The organism is Citrobacter sp. CtB7.12 (genome assembly GCF_001297795.1).
Taxonomy (GTDB): Bacteria; Pseudomonadota; Gammaproteobacteria; order Enterobacterales; family Enterobacteriaceae; genus Citrobacter_A; species Citrobacter_A amalonaticus.
Window position 1 is genome coordinate 39,805 of the sequence record NZ_LIFT01000005.1, and the last position, 15,609, is coordinate 55,413.

Annotated in this window: 12 protein-coding genes; 9 read left to right on the plus strand and 3 right to left on the minus strand. The window is 54.4% G+C overall.

Annotation, left to right across the window (positions count from 1 at the left end; all coding sequences use genetic code 11):
* Positions 1–111: 111 nt before the first annotated feature.
* Positions 112–2,664: a peptidoglycan glycosyltransferase/peptidoglycan DD-transpeptidase MrcA gene (gene mrcA, locus AOY24_RS08370; RefSeq protein WP_054176471.1), complete on the plus strand. Its 2,553-nt coding sequence runs from the start codon at positions 112–114 to the stop codon at positions 2,662–2,664.
* A gap of 48 nt (positions 2,665–2,712) precedes the next feature.
* Here mrcA and nudE read toward each other — a convergent pair whose 3' ends face one another.
* Entirely contained in the window at positions 2,713–3,273 is a 561-nt protein-coding gene (nudE, locus tag AOY24_RS08375; RefSeq protein ID WP_054176472.1) for an ADP compounds hydrolase NudE, read from the minus strand.
* A gap of 324 nt (positions 3,274–3,597) precedes the next feature.
* Here nudE and igaA point away from each other — a divergent pair, with 324 nt between their 5' ends.
* The 5 genes from igaA to pckA all read left to right on the plus strand — a co-directional run bounded on the left by igaA (position 3,598) and on the right by pckA (position 9,772).
* Positions 3,598–5,730 carry an intracellular growth attenuator protein IgaA gene (gene igaA / locus AOY24_RS08380; RefSeq protein WP_042998420.1) on the plus strand — a complete coding sequence of 711 codons (2,133 nt, stop codon included), beginning with the start codon at positions 3,598–3,600 and terminating at the stop codon, positions 5,728–5,730.
* A gap of 65 nt (positions 5,731–5,795) precedes the next feature.
* The gene (yrfG, locus tag AOY24_RS08385) at positions 5,796–6,464 is read left to right on the plus strand and encodes a GMP/IMP nucleotidase (protein ID WP_042998421.1); all 669 of its coding nucleotides are present in this window, start codon (positions 5,796–5,798) and stop codon (positions 6,462–6,464) included.
* A gap of 10 nt (positions 6,465–6,474) precedes the next feature.
* Positions 6,475–6,876, plus strand: a complete 402-nt coding sequence (hslR, locus tag AOY24_RS08390) for a ribosome-associated heat shock protein Hsp15 (protein ID WP_044253504.1) — start codon at positions 6,475–6,477, stop codon at positions 6,874–6,876.
* Between the two features lie 24 nt (positions 6,877–6,900).
* Positions 6,901–7,779, plus strand: coding sequence for an Hsp33 family molecular chaperone HslO (gene hslO, locus AOY24_RS08395; RefSeq protein ID WP_043001765.1), 879 nt, complete (start codon positions 6,901–6,903; stop codon positions 7,777–7,779).
* A 373-nt stretch (positions 7,780–8,152) separates the two neighbouring features.
* Entirely contained in the window at positions 8,153–9,772 is a 1,620-nt protein-coding gene (gene pckA, locus AOY24_RS08400; RefSeq protein WP_042998423.1) for a phosphoenolpyruvate carboxykinase (ATP), read from the plus strand.
* Positions 9,773–9,824: 52 nt separating this feature from the next.
* Here the strand turns inward: pckA and envZ are convergent, their stop codons facing one another.
* Both envZ and ompR read right to left on the minus strand, forming a co-directional pair.
* Positions 9,825–11,177, minus strand: coding sequence for a two-component system sensor histidine kinase EnvZ (envZ, locus tag AOY24_RS08405; RefSeq protein WP_042998424.1), 1,353 nt, complete (start codon positions 11,175–11,177; stop codon positions 9,825–9,827).
* Positions 11,174–11,893: a two-component system response regulator OmpR gene (gene ompR / locus AOY24_RS08410; protein WP_001157751.1), complete on the minus strand. Its 720-nt coding sequence runs from the start codon at positions 11,891–11,893 to the stop codon at positions 11,174–11,176. The genes envZ and ompR overlap by 4 nt, the downstream gene beginning before the upstream one ends.
* Positions 11,894–12,119: 226 nt before the next feature.
* Between ompR and greB the strand changes: the two genes are divergently transcribed.
* From greB to feoA, 3 genes are all read left to right on the plus strand, one after another.
* Positions 12,120–12,593, plus strand: coding sequence for a transcription elongation factor GreB (gene greB, locus AOY24_RS08415; RefSeq protein WP_042998425.1), 474 nt, complete (start codon positions 12,120–12,122; stop codon positions 12,591–12,593).
* A gap of 98 nt (positions 12,594–12,691) precedes the next feature.
* Positions 12,692–15,007, plus strand: coding sequence for a Tex family protein (locus AOY24_RS08420; RefSeq protein WP_054176473.1), 2,316 nt, complete (start codon positions 12,692–12,694; stop codon positions 15,005–15,007).
* Positions 15,008–15,381: 374 nt separating this feature from the next.
* The gene (gene feoA / locus AOY24_RS08425; RefSeq protein WP_042998427.1) at positions 15,382–15,609 is read left to right on the plus strand and encodes a ferrous iron transporter A; all 228 of its coding nucleotides are present in this window, start codon (positions 15,382–15,384) and stop codon (positions 15,607–15,609) included.

A 15,609-nucleotide genomic window follows, 5' to 3' on the forward strand; every position in this document is an offset into this window, starting at 1 on the left:
TCTCCTTATCACCCGTCGCTCTCACGGGTATATCAATGCGTCTGGCTTGCCTTTATACTACCGCGCGGTTGTTTATAAACTGCCCAAATGAAACTAAATGGGAAATCTCCGGTGAAGTTCGTAAAGTATTTATTGATCCTTGCAGTATGTTGCATCCTGCTGGGAGCAGGCTCGATTTATGGCCTCTATCGCTATATTGAGCCACAGTTACCTGACGTCGCGACGCTTAAAGATGTGCGTTTGCAGATCCCGATGCAGGTTTACAGCGCAGATGGCGAGCTCATTGCGCAATATGGTGAAAAACGTCGTATTCCGGTGACGCTCAATCAGATCCCGCCGGAAATGGTCAAAGCCTTTATCGCCACAGAAGACAGTCGTTTCTATGAGCACCACGGCGTTGACCCGGTGGGGATTTTCCGTGCGGCAAGCGTAGCGCTGTTCTCCGGTCACGCCTCGCAAGGGGCGAGTACCATCACGCAGCAGCTCGCAAGAAATTTCTTCCTCAGTCCTGAACGCACGTTGATGCGTAAGATTAAGGAAGTGTTCCTGGCGATCCGCATTGAGCAATTGCTGAGTAAAGATGAGATCCTCGAACTCTATCTGAACAAGATCTACCTCGGTTACCGCGCTTATGGCGTCGGGGCGGCGGCGCAGGTCTATTTCGGTAAATCAGTCGACCAGTTGGATCTGGGTGAGATCGCGGTAATTGCCGGCCTGCCGAAAGCGCCTTCTACCTTTAACCCGCTTTATTCGATGGACCGCGCGACCGCACGTCGTAACGTGGTGCTGTCGCGCATGCTGAGCGAAGGGTACATCACTCAGGCACAGTACGATCAGGCGCGGAATGAGCCGATCGAAGCCAACTATCATGCGCCGGAAATCGCTTTCTCCGCCCCGTACCTGTCAGAAATGGTGCGTCAGGAGATGTACAACCGTTATGGCGAAAACGCCTATGAAGACGGTTACCGCATTTACACCACGATCACCCGTAAGGTGCAGCAGGCCGCGCAACAGGCGGTACGTAATAATGTGCTGGACTATGACATGCGCCACGGCTATCGCGGTCCGGCCAACGTGCTGTGGAAAGTGGGTGAAACCGCATGGGACAGTAAGAAAATCACCGATACGCTGAAAGCGCTGCCAACTTACGGGCCGTTGCTGCCAGCGGTGATCACCAGTGCAAACCCGCAGGAAGCGACGGCGACTCTGGCAGACGGCACTTCGGTATCGCTGCGGATGGAAGGCATTCGTTGGGCGCGTCCTTATCGTTCGGATACTCAGCAAGGCCCGACGCCGCGTAAGGTCACTGACGCGGTGCAGACCGGTCAGCAGATCTGGGTGCGGAAGATGGGCGAAGCCTGGTGGCTGGCGCAGGTTCCGGATGTGAACTCCGCGCTGGTCTCAATCAATCCGAAAAACGGGGCCGTGCTGGCGCTGGTCGGCGGTTTTGACTTTAACCAGAGCAAGTTCAACCGTGCCACTCAGGCGCTGCGTCAGGTCGGTTCTAACATTAAGCCGTTCCTCTACACTGCCGCGATGGACAAAGGTCTGACGCTGGCGAGTATGCTGAACGACGTGCCAATTTCTCGCTGGGATGCTGGTGCCGGTTCCGACTGGCGTCCGAAAAACTCACCACCGCAGTACGCAGGCCCGATTCGTTTACGTCAGGGGCTGGGCGAATCGAAAAACGTGGTAATGGTACGCGCCATGCGGGCCATGGGCGTGGATTACGCGGCGGAATATCTGCAGCGTTTCGGCTTCCCTGCACAAAACATTGTGCGTACCGAATCCCTGGCGCTGGGCTCCGCGTCATTTACCCCGCTACAGGTGGCGCGTGGTTATGCCGTCATGTCGAACGGCGGCTTCCTGGTCGATCCTTATTTCATCAGCAAGATTGAAACGGACCAGAACGGCGTAATTTTCGAAGCGAAGCCGAAAATCGCCTGCCCGGAGTGTGATATTCCGGTGATTTACGGTGATACCCAGAAATCCAACGTTCTGGAAAACAGCAACGTCGAAGATGTCTCCATCTCTGGCGAGCAGCAGAACGCCGCCGTGCCAATGCCCAAACTGGAGCAGGCAAATCAGGCGTTAGTGGCGCAGACCGGGGCGCAAGAGTACGCACCGCACGTGATCAACACGCCGCTGGCTTTCCTGATCAAGAGCGCGCTGAATACCAACATTTTCGGCGAACCCGGCTGGATGGGTACAGGCTGGCGTGCAGGTCGTGATCTGAATCGCCACGATATCGGCGGTAAAACCGGGACCACCAACAGCTCGAAAGACGCCTGGTTCTCCGGCTACGGCCCAGGGGTAGTCACCTCCGTATGGATTGGATTTGACGATCACCGCCGTGACCTGGGGCGCACTACCGCCTCTGGCGCGATCAAAGATCAAATCTCTGGCTACGAAGGCGGTGCGAAAAGTGCGCAACCCGCGTGGGATGCTTACATGAAAGTGGTGCTGGAAGGGGTTCCTGAGGAGCCGCTGACGCCGCCACCAGGCATCATCACGGTCAATATCGATCGCAGCACCGGACAACTGGCAAACGGCGGTAACAGCCGGGCAGAATATTTCATCGAAGGCACGCAGCCGACACAGCAGGCGGTGCATGAGGTGGGAACGACCATCACTGACGGTGGTGAGACACACGAACTGTTCTAAATAAAAAAGGCGCTGCGGCGCCTTTTTTCATTCCTTCAGGGGACCCGTTTACAGCCGTCCCTGCCCTTTCAGCCATTCGCGTACAAGAAACAACGCGCTCACGTTTCGTGCTTCGGTAAAGTCGGGGTCTTCCAGCAGCTCCATCAGATGCGCCAGCGGCCAGCGCACCTGCGGCAACGGTTCGGGTTCATCGCCTTCCAGTGACTCGGGAAAAAGGTCTTCCGCCACCACGATATTCATCTTGCTGGAAAAGTAAGACGGCGCCATGCTGAGTTTTTTTAAAAAAGTCAGATCGTTTGCCCCAAACCCGACCTCTTCTTTCAGTTCCCGGTTCGCCGCTTCAAACACGCTTTCACCCGGGTCGATCAACCCTTTGGAAAAGCCCAGCTCATAGGACTCCGTTCCCACCGCGTATTCACGAATCAGAATCAGGTGATCGTCAACGATCGGAACAATCATTACCGCTTCACGGGTCGAGGGACGCATCCGTTCATAGACACGACGCACGCCGTTGCTGAATTCGAGGTCCACGCTTTCAACGCTAAATAGCCGCGACTGCGCGACAGTTTCGACGTTCAGAATGGTGGGTTTTTGTAATGATTTGCTCATCGTGAGAATCTATGCCGTGAAATCAGTCGTTATTGTGCGATACGCAACACGGTTTCGGCAATGCGAATTGCCAGTTATTTACATTTATGTAACCTAATAAAAATATAATTCCTATTTCAAATTAAAAGTCAATAGGTTGAAATAGGTCCAGGAATTTGCTGATATTCCGCTTTTGCAGGTTTTGCTATCATCAGCATTCACTGGGATGCGCTGAAAAATGCTCAAGTTCAACTCCATGCTTGCCGATAGCCAACCACGGGATCACGTTCATTGTGACAGGGTGCGACTGACCACACCTGACAGATTAAGTAAGATGGGGAAAGCATGAGCACCATTCTGATTTTTTTAGCGGCGTTGCTGGTCTGCGCATTGCTGGCCTGGTGGCGACTTAACGTTCGTGCCAGACGGCGTAAGCTGCCGTGGACAAATGCATTCTCAGAGGCGGCAACGCGCAAACTCACGCCTGAAGAACGCAGCGCCGTTGAAAATTATCTTGATAGCCTGAGTCAAATCCAGCAGGTACCCGGTCCGACGGGCGCCAGCGCAGCCCCTGTTTCCCTGACGCTGAATGCTGAAAGCAATAACGTCATCATTCTGACCCACTCAATCACCCGCTACGGCATCACGACGGACGATCCGAATAAGTGGCGCTACTACCTCGATTCCGTCGAAGTCCATCTGCCTCCCTTTTGGGAACAGTACATTAATGATGAAAACAGCGTTGAGCTGATCCACACCGATACGCTGCCGCTGGTGATCTCGCTAAATGGTCATTCCCTGCAAGAGTATATGCAGGAGGCGCGTGGTTACGCGCTGCAACCGACCACATCCACACAGGCGTCGATTCGCGGCGAAGAGAGCGAACAAATTGAGTTGTTGAACATTCGTCAGGAGACGCATGAAGAATACGCGCTCAGTCGCCCGGCCGGTTTTCGCGAAGCGCTGTTAATTGTCGCCGCCTTCCTGCTGTTCTTTTTCTGTCTGGTTACGCCGGACGTCTTTGTGCCGTGGATGGTGGGCGGAGCCGTGCTGTTGCTGGCGGCAGGATTGTGGGGCTTATTCGCGCCGCCATCGAAATCCGCACTACGCGAAATTCACTGCCTGCGGGGAACGCCGCGCCGCTGGGGACTGTTTGGCGAAAATGACCAGGAGCAGATCAACAATATCTCGCTGGGGATTATCGACCTGGTGTATCCAAGCCACTGGCAGCCTTACATTGCGCAAGATCTCGGCCAGCAAACAGATATTGATATTTATCTCGATCGCCACGTCGTGCGTCAGGGACGGTTTTTATCCCTGCATGACGAGGTTAAAAACTTCCCGTTGCAGCACTGGGTACGCAGCACGATCATCGCCGGTGGCTCACTGCTGGTGCTGATGATGCTGTTATTCTGGATCCCGCTCGATATGCCGATTAAGTTCACGCTGTCGTGGATGAAAGGTGCACAAACCATCGAAGCGACCAGCGTAAAACAGCTTGAACAGTCCGGCGTGCGCGTCGGCGACACGTTAAATCTTCGCGGGACCGGCATGTGTAATATTCATGCGCAGGGCACCTGGAGCGCACAAACCAGTTCACCGTTTATGCCGTTTGACTGCTCGCAAATCATCTGGAATGACGCCCCTGCGCTACCGTTGCCGGAATCCGATCTAGTGAACAAAGCCACTGCGCTCTCGCAGGCCGTTAACCGCCAGTTGCACCCCAAACCGGAAGATGACTCTCGCGTCAGCGCGGCCTTGCGCTCCGCCATTCAGAAATCGGGCATGGTGCTGCTGGATGATTTTGGCGATATCGTCCTGAAAACCGCCGAGTTGTGCGCGGCAGAAGACGAGTGCGTACGCCTCAAAAATGCGCTGGTTAACCTGGGGAACAGTAAAGACTGGAGCGCGCTGGTGAAACGGGCCAACGCGGGCAAACTGGATGGTGTTAACGTTCTGCTGCGTCCCGTCAGCGCCGAATCGCTCGACAATCTGGTTACCACCTCCACGGCGCCCTTTATTACCCGCGAGACCGCCCGCGCCGCCCAATCGCTGAACAGCCCCGCTCCTGGCGGATTCCTGATTGTCAGCGATGAAGGCAGCGATCTGGTCGATCAGCCCTGGCCGACCGTATCGCTGTACGATTACCCGGCGCAGGAACAGTGGAGCGCCTTCCAGCGACTGGCACAAATGCTGATGAACACGCCGTTTAGCGCCGAAGGGATTGTCACCAATATCTATACTGACGCCAATGGCACGCAGCATATCGCCCTGCACCGCATCCCCGATCGTTCTGGTTTGTGGCGTTACCTCGGCACCACGCTGCTGATGCTGACGATGTTAGCCTGCACACTCTATAATGGCGTACAGGCATTCCGCCGCTACCAGCGTCATCGCACCCGCATGATGGAGATTCAGCAGTACTATGAAAGCTGTCTGAATCCGAAGCTCATCAGCGCTCCGGAAAGCCTCATCTGATAACATGTCTGCGGCACCGGGTGTGCTACCCTGTGCCGCATCGCGTTTTCTTCTGGAGAGTTCCCATGCATATTGATATTGCCTGGCAGAACGTGGATACCGTTCTGTTAGACATGGACGGCACGCTGCTCGACCTGGCGTTTGATAACTACTTCTGGCAAAAGCTGGTGCCTGAGACCTACGGCGCGCAGAACGGGATCTCGCCACAAGAGGCGCAGGAACGCATCCGCCAGGAATATCATGCCGTGCAGCATACGCTAAACTGGTACTGTCTTGATTACTGGAGCGACCGTCTGGGTCTGGATATCTGCGCGATGACTACCGCAATGGGGCCGCGAGCGGTGTTACGTGACGATACAATCCCCTTTTTAGACGCGCTCAAAGCCTGCGGTAAACGGCGGATTTTGCTGACCAATGCGCATCCGCATAATCTGGCCGTGAAGCTGGAGCATACCGGTCTGGCCTCACACCTTGATTTATTACTTTCTACCCACACATTTGGATATCCCAAAGAGGATCAGCGGTTATGGCGCGCCGTGGCGGAAGAAACGGGAATGAGTGCAGAGAAAACGCTGTTTATCGACGATAGCGAACCTATTCTCGATGCGGCGGCGAAGTTTGGTATTCGTTATTGCCTCGGCGTGACTAACCCCGACTCTGGCGTTGCGGAAAAACAGTATGCGCGCCATCCGTCATTGAATGACTACCGCCGACTGATCCCCTCACTGATGTGAAGGAGACGCCATGAAAGAGAAGCCCTCGGTTGAGGTCAGACTGGATAAATGGCTTTGGGCTGCGCGGTTTTATAAAACCCGCGCACTGGCCCGCGAAATGGTGGACGGCGGGAAAGTTCACTATAACGGACAGCGCAGTAAGCCAAGCAAGATCGTCGAACTGAACGCCACGCTAACGCTGCGTCAGGGCAACGACGAGCGAACGGTGGTGATCAAGGCGATCACCGAGCAGCGTCGTCCGGCCAGCGAAGCCGTCACTCTGTACGAAGAGACAACGGAAAGCATAGAGAAACGCGAAAAAATGGCGCTGGCGCGTAAGCTTAACGCTCTGACCATGCCGCACCCGGACAGGCGACCGGACAAAAAAGAACGCCGTGACCTGTTACGATTTAAACACGGCGACAGTGAATAACTGTCGCCCGCTAGAGAGATGATTATGCCGCAACATGACCAATTACACCGCTATCTGTTTGAAAATTTTGCCGTGCGCGGCGAACTGGTAACCGTATCGGAAACCCTGCAACAGATCCTCGAAAACCATACTTATCCGCAGCCAGTGAAAACCGTTCTCGCTGAGTTACTGGTTGCCACCAGTCTGCTCACGGCGACGCTGAAGTTCGCCGGTGATATCACCGTTCAGCTCCAGGGTGATGGTCCGCTGAGCCTCGCGGTGATCAACGGCAACAACAATCAGCAGATGCGTGGTGTGGCGCGCGTCCAGGGCGAGATCCCGGAAGATGCTGACCTGAAAACGCTGGTCGGTAATGGTTATCTGGTCATTACCATTACCCCGGAAGAAGGCGAGCGTTATCAGGGCGTTGTCGGTCTGGAAGGCGATACGCTGGCGGCATGTCTGGAAGATTACTTCCTGCGTTCTGAGCAATTGCCAACCCGTCTGTTCATTCGTACCGGTGATGTTGACGGGAAAGCCGCTGCCGGCGGAATGCTGTTGCAGGTGATGCCAGCCCAGGATGCGCAAGCGGATGACTTCAACCATCTGGCCACGCTGACCGAAACTATCAAGGCGGAAGAGCTACTGACCCTGCCAGCCAATGAAGTGCTGTGGCGTCTGTATCACGAAGAAGAGGTCACCCTTTACGATCCGCAAGACGTTGAGTTCAAATGCACCTGCTCGCGCGAACGCTGTGCTGGCGCACTGAAAACGCTGCCGGACGAAGAGGTGGATAGCATTCTGGCGGAAGAAGGCGAAATCGATATGCATTGCGACTATTGCGGGAGCCACTACCTGTTCAATGCCATGGATATTGCCGAGATCCGTAATAACGCCTCCCCTGCCGATCCGCAGGTTCACTGATCGATATCCTGAACCGGTCGGATGACGCGATGCGTCTCCGACCGTCCGCACTAAATTCCGCACTTTTTGCTAAAATTTTCTTTCGTGGTGAATCGATATTTTGTATGTAAGTGGTTTGTTAATTTCCCGTATGAATGCGATTACACTCACAACATTCCCGTGAAAAATACTAATCCTTAACCTTTTAGGAACATTTTCCACAACTAAAAAGTCATTCCTGCCATAATAAGCCCCGCTTCGTGACTGGAGTCACAGCGTTTTCAGTCAATCGTGATTTTGTCCAGATAAGTAAATCTATGAGCCTTGTCGCGGTTAACACCCCCAAAAAAACCTTACTATTCCAGGTAATACATATTGGCTAAGGAGCAGTGATATGCGCGTGAAACGATTAACCCCGCAAGATCTCAAGGCTTATGGTATCAGCGACGTTCAGGATATCGTCTACAACCCCAGCTATGAAACCCTTTATCAGGAAGAGCTAGACCCAAGCCTGGAAGGTTATGAGCGTGGTGTGTTGACGAACCTGGGTGCCGTTGCAGTTGATACCGGTATTTTCACCGGACGTTCGCCGAAGGATAAGTACATTGTTCGTGATGACACCACGCGTGATACGCTGTGGTGGTCCGACAAAGGAAAAGGCAAGAACGACAACAAACCGCTATCCCAGGAAACCTGGCAGCACCTGAAAGGATTAGTCACTAAACAACTTTCCGGTAAACGTCTGTTTATCGTTGATGCTTTCTGTGGCGCAAACGCCGATACTCGTCTCTCTGTCCGCTTCATTACCGAAGTGGCTTGGCAGGCGCATTTCGTGAAGAACATGTTCATCCGCCCAAGCGATGACGAACTGGAAGGCTTTGAGCCTGACTTTATCGTGATGAACGGCGCGAAGTGCACAAACCCACAGTGGAAAGAGCAGGGTCTGAACTCCGAAAACTTTGTCGCCTTTAACCTGACCGAACGTATCCAGCTGATTGGTGGTACCTGGTACGGCGGCGAAATGAAGAAAGGTATGTTCTCGGTGATGAACTATCTGCTGCCGCTGAAAGGCATTGCCTCCATGCACTGTTCCGCCAACGTGGGCGAGAAAGGCGACGTTGCGGTGTTCTTCGGTCTTTCCGGCACCGGGAAAACAACCCTCTCCACCGACCCGAAACGCCGTCTGATCGGCGATGACGAGCACGGCTGGGATGACGATGGCGTGTTCAACTTTGAAGGCGGTTGCTACGCAAAAACGATCAAGCTGTCGAAAGAAGCGGAACCGGAAATCTACAACGCTATCCGCCGTGATGCGCTGTTAGAAAACGTCACCGTGCGCGACGATGGGACTATCGATTTTGACGACGGCTCGAAAACCGAGAATACCCGCGTTTCCTATCCTATCTACCACATCGAAAATATCGTTAAACCGGTTTCCAAAGCCGGCCATGCCACGAAGGTGATCTTCCTGACCGCTGATGCTTTTGGCGTGCTGCCACCGGTTTCTCGCCTGACCGCCAACCAGACGCAGTACCACTTCCTGTCTGGCTTCACGGCTAAACTGGCGGGTACGGAACGCGGTGTCACCGAGCCGACGCCAACCTTCTCCGCCTGCTTCGGCGCGGCATTCCTGTCGCTGCATCCGACGCAGTATGCTGAAGTGCTGGTGAAACGCATGCAGGCCTCAGGTGCGCAGGCATACCTGGTCAACACTGGCTGGAACGGTACGGGCAAACGTATCTCCATCAAAGATACCCGCGCCATTATCGACGCTATCCTGAACGGTTCTCTGGACGATGCAGAAACCTTCAACCTGCCGATGTTTGATCTGGCGATCCCGACCGAACTTCCAGGCGTGGATACCCGTATTCTCGACCCGCGTAATACCTACGGGTCTCCGGAACAGTGGCAGGAAAAAGCCACTGCGCTGGCGAAACTGTTCATCGAGAACTTCGAGAAATACACCGATACGCCAGCAGGCGAAGCATTGGTCAGTGCCGGGCCGAAGCTGTAAGTCAGTCCGGATAAAGTAAAAATAACAAGGGAGGCATTTCGCCTCCCTTTTTTTACGCCTCTTTAGTCGTCCCCTGGACGCGGACCACAGGAACCGGTAGCCAGGCGCGGATAGAGAGCCCGCCCCGCTCGCTGGTGCCGATCTCCAGCAGCCCGTTATGGTTGTCCACGATACGCTGCACAATCGCCAGTCCCAGACCGGTTCCGCTGGTGCTACGCGCACTGTCGCCACGGACAAACGGCTGGAACAGGTGTTTACGCTGCTCAGGTTTAATGCCGGGGCCGTCATCTTCCACCTGGAACCAGGCGCGATGCGGTTCCGTCCCGCTACTGACTTTGATCCATCCGTTGCCATAACGCGCAGCGTTCACCACCATGTTGGCGACTGCACGCTTGATAGACAGCGGGTGCATCTTCACCTGAATGCTACCCGGCTGAAGCGCCGTCTCAATTTCGCGCTCATAGCCACTTTCTGCCGCCACCACTTCGCCCAGCACGGCGTTGAGATCGGCCATCTCCATCGGCATCTCCTGCCCGGTACGCAGGTAGTCGATGAACTGTTCAATGATCGCGTTGCACTCTTCGATATCTTTATTGATGGACTCCGCCAGATAACCATCCTGCTCGCCCATCATCTCTGTCGCCAGACGAATACGCGTCAGCGGGGTGCGGAGATCGTGACTGACCCCCGCCATCAGCAGCGTTCGGTCATCCGCGAGCTGCTTCACCCCGGCTGCCATATGGTTGAAGGCACGGGTCACCGAGCGGACCTCAGAGGCGCCGTACTCACGCAGCGGCGGTGGAATAATGCCTTTCCCTACCTGCAGCGCGGCATGTTCGAGATCCACAAGGGGTCGGTTTTGTATACGTATAAACAGCCACGCCCCCCCTATTGCCAACAACATGATGGCCAGCGTATAGCGAAACAGCGGGGAGAAATCGCCCTGATGAATTTCCGTTAACGGAACGCGCACCCAGATATTGGGGGACAGCCAGGTTTTCAGCCAGACAACCGGCGAGCTTTTGTTGACCTCAACGCGCACTTCCGTCGGCCCGCCCAGCTGCTGCGCCATCTGATGGCTTAAAAATTCATAGTGTTGCGCCCAACGCAGTCCAGCCTCTTCGGCGGCTTCGTTGGAATAAAGAGAAATCCCCAGCTCACGGTAAATTTCCCGGCGAAAAGCGGGAGGCACCACCAGTTGCGTGCCGTCCTCCAGTTGCAGTTTATCGGTCATCAGCATACGCACTTCGTAGGCCAGGACCTTATTAAACTGCTGGAGACTCGGCAGAATCGCAAAGTTCAGCACCACCAGATAGGTCGTCACCAGACTGACAAACAGCAGGGTGACGATGAGCAGCAGCGTGCGGGCAAATGAACTTCGTGGCGAGAAGCGCATTCGCCTCATGCTTTAGAACCGTCCGGTACAAAAACGTAACCCAGGCCCCACACGGTCTGGATATAACGCGGATGAGCGGGATCTTCTTCCACCATGCGGCGCAAACGAGAAATCTGTACGTCGATGGAACGCTCCATTGCGGAATACTCACGACCACGCGCCAGGTTCATCAGTTTGTCACGGGACAGCGGCTCGCGCGGGTGGCTCACCAGCGCTTTCAGTACCGCAAATTCACCACTAGTGAGCGGCATCGGCTCGTCTTCACGGAACATTTCGCGAGTGCCCAGGTTTAATTTGAACTTACCAAAAGCGATGACCGCCTCTTCCTGAGATGGCGCGCCCGGCAGTTCGTTCGCCTGACGACGCAGCACCGCCCGAATACGCGCCAGCAGTTCGCGTGGGTTAAACGGTTTCGGGATATAGTCATCGGCGCCGATTTCCAGCCCGACAATACGGTCAACTTCTTCCCCTTTCGCCGTGACCATGATGATCGGCATCGGGTTACTCTGGCTGCGCAGACGGCGGCAAATAGACAGGCCATCTTCACCCGGCAGCATCAGATCCAGTACCATAAGGTGGAAAGATTCGCGGGTTAGCAGGCGATCCATTTGCTCGGCGTTAGCGACGCTTCGAACCTGGAAGCCCTGTTCGGTCAGATAACGCTCCAGCAGCGCGCGCAGGCGCATGTCGTCATCGACCACCAGAATTTTATAGTTCTCTTGCATTGTTTGTACTCCCAAAGGTTCGCAACAATTGAAGGTATGTATTCTTAAAAAAGCTTACGTTCGTCACCAGCGAATTCTGGTATGAATTCCAGGCTAAATTGTTACAAAGCATATTTAACAGCAGCTTAAGTATACAATGAAACGCGCAGCACATTATTTATTCTGTTATCAGGGTGACGTAATACGAATTGTGCGCTTCGTCACAGACTTAAAGGTAATCAATAAGATGAAAACGCCTCTGATCACCCGGGAAGGGTACGAAAAACTCAAAAGTGAGCTTAATTACCTCTGGCGTGAAGAACGCCCGGAAGTCACAAAGAAGGTGACCTGGGCGGCGAGTCTGGGTGACCGCAGTGAGAATGCCGACTACCAGTATAATAAAAAGCGCCTGCGTGAGATCGACCGACGCGTCCGTTACCTGACTAAATGCATGGAGAATTTGAAGATCGTCGATTACTCCCCGCAGCAGGAAGGCAAAGTGTTTTTCGGCGCATGGGTAGAAATTGAGAATGACGATGGCGATACCCGTCGCTTTCGGATTGTCGGCTACGATGAAATTTTTGGCCGCAAAGATTATATCTCCATCGACTCGCCGATGGCGCGCGCGCTGCTGAAAAAAGAGGTCGGCGATCTCGCGGTGGTCAACACGCCTGGTGGGGAAGCAAGCTGGTACGTGAATGCGATCGAATACGTAAAATGAGCAGGAACAATCCGAAGCCCCGCGCTATGGCTGGCGTTTTTGCCCATCAATCCGTATAACTGTTCCCTGATTTTTTACTCAGTAGATGAAGCCAATCCATGATGAATGATTCTTTCTGCCGCATTATTGCGGGTGAAATTCAGGCCCGGGCCGACCAGGTCACCGCTGCCGTTCGCCTGCTTGACGAAGGGAACACCGTGCCGTTTATCGCACGTTACCGTAAGGAAATCACCGGCGGCCTGGATGATACGCAACTGCGTAATCTGGAGACCCGACTGGGCTATTTGCGCGAACTGGAAGAGCGCCGTCAGGCCATTCTCAAGTCCATTTCCGAGCAAGGCAAACTGACCGATGATCTGGCGACTGCCATCAACGGCACGTTAAGTAAGACCGAACTCGAAGATCTTTACCTCCCGTATAAACCCAAACGCCGCACCCGTGGACAGATAGCGATTGAAGCCGGTCTGGAACCGCTGGCCGACCTGTTGTGGAACGACCCGTCACACGATCCGGACACCGAAGCGGCAAAATATATCGATGCAGAGAAAGGGGTTGCCGACAGCAAAGCCGCGCTTGATGGCGCACGCTATATCCTGATGGAACGCTTTGCCGAAGACGCCGCGCTGCTGGCGAAGGTACGTGACTATCTGTGGAAAAATGCCCATCTGGTTGCCAGCGTAGTCAGCGGTAAAGAAGAGGAAGGCGCAAAATTCCGCGACTATTTCGATCATCACGAGCCGATCGCCTCCGTGCCTTCTCACCGTGCGCTGGCAATGTTCCGCGGTCGTAATGAAGGCGTGTTGCAGCTTTCGCTGAATGCCGATCCGCAGTTCGATGAGCCGCCGAAAGAGAGCTACTGCGAGCAGATCATTATGGATCACCTCGGCCTGCGTCTGAACAACGCACCGGCAGACAGCTGGCGCAAAGGCGTGGTGAGCTGGACGTGGCGTATCAAGGTGCTTATGCACCTCGAGACCGAGCTGATGGGGACTGTCCGCGAGCGCGCGGAGGACGAAGCAATCAACGTATTCGCCCGCAACCTGCACGACCTGTTGATGGCGGCACCAGCGGGTCTGCGTGCCACTATGGGCCTCGATCCGGGTCTGCGTACCGGGGTAAAAGTCGCCGTGGTGGATGGCACTGGTAAGCTGGTCGCCACCGATACCATCTATCCTCACACCGGTCAGGCGGCGAAAGCCGCCATGGTAGTGGCTGCGCTGTGTGAGAAGTACAATGTGGAACTGGTGGCGATTGGTAACGGCACCGCCTCGCGTGAAACCGAACGCTTCTTCCTCGATGTACAGAAACAGTTCCCGAAAGTGACGGCGCAGAAAGTGATCGTCAGCGAAGCCGGGGCGTCAGTCTATTCCGCGTCAGAACTGGCAGCCCAGGAGTTCCCGGATCTCGACGTCTCGCTGCGCGGCGCGGTCTCTATTGCGCGCCGTCTGCAGGATCCGCTCGCTGAGCTGGTGAAAATCGATCCGAAATCGATCGGCGTCGGTCAGTATCAGCATGACGTCAGCCAGACACAGTTAGCCCGTAAGCTGGACGCGGTAGTGGAAGACTGTGTGAACGCCGTCGGCGTTGATTTGAATACGGCATCGGTTCCGCTGTTAACCCGTGTAGCCGGTCTGACCCGAATGATGGCGCAGAATATCGTGGCCTGGCGCGACGAGAACGGGCAGTTCCAGAATCGTCAGCAACTGCTGAAAGTCAGCCGACTGGGACCGAAAGCCTTCGAACAGTGCGCAGGCTTCCTGCGTATTAACCACGGTGATAACCCGCTGGATGCTTCCACCGTTCACCCGGAAGCCTATCCGGTCGTGGAACGTATTCTGGCGGCAACTCAACAGGCGCTGAAAGATCTGATGGGCAACAGCAGCGAACTGCGCAATCTGAAAGCCGTCGATTTTACCGACGACAAGTTCGGTGTCCCGACCGTCAGTGACATCATCAAAGAGCTGGAGAAACCGGGTCGCGATCCGCGTCCGGAATTCAAAACCGCGCAGTTTGCCGATGGCGTTGAAACCATGAACGATTTGCAGCCGGGGATGGTTCTCGAGGGTGCCGTCACCAACGTCACCAACTTTGGTGCATTTGTGGATATCGGCGTTCACCAGGATGGACTGGTTCACATCTCATCGCTGTCGAACAAGTTTGTTGACGATCCCCACACCGTGGTGAAAGCGGGCGACATCGTGAAGGTGAAAGTACTGGAAGTTGACCTGCAACGTAAGCGTATTGCCCTGACGATGCGTCTGGACGAACAGCCGGGTGAAACCAATGCCCGTCGCGGCGGCGGCAATGATCGTCCGGCAGCGAAAGCGGCAAAACCACGTACTCGTGAAGCGCAGCCCGCCGGTAACAGCGCGATGATGGATGCGCTGGCGGCAGCAATGGGTAAAAAACGTTAAGTTTAGATCGAGTGCCGGATGGCGGCGGAACCGCCCTGTCCGGCCCTTTACCGCATCCACCTTCTCCATCGCGTTATATTTATCACGCCATTAACAGATGAAACCTTAATTAAACATTAACAATGTTAATTTATTAAGAATTCAAATCATTTCACCTGCTGGTTATTATTTTTGAGCCATATCAAAAATGACGCAGATTATTATTCAAACCTACATTCCGTCACATTTAATCGGTTGAAGATAAAAACCATTCTCATTATCATTGCATTGTTGATTATTTACTCTTTCCTTCGTTGGCTAATCATCTGGTCTCATGCCGCGCCCCTTTGCCCCATGAGGTAAACATCCAGTTAGCGAGAAACAAGTAGGTTCTTATGCAATTTGCTCCAGATACTGCGTGGAAAATCACTGGTTTTTCCCGAGAAATAAGTCCTGCATACCGTCAGAAACTGCTTTCCCTCGGCATGCTCCCGGGTTCCTCATTTAACGTGGTGCGCGTCGCCCCCTTAGGCGATCCTGTCCATATTGAAACGCGTCGCGTTAGCCTGGTATTGCGTAAAAAAGACCTGGCATTATTAGAAGTGGAAGCGGTTTCCTGTTAA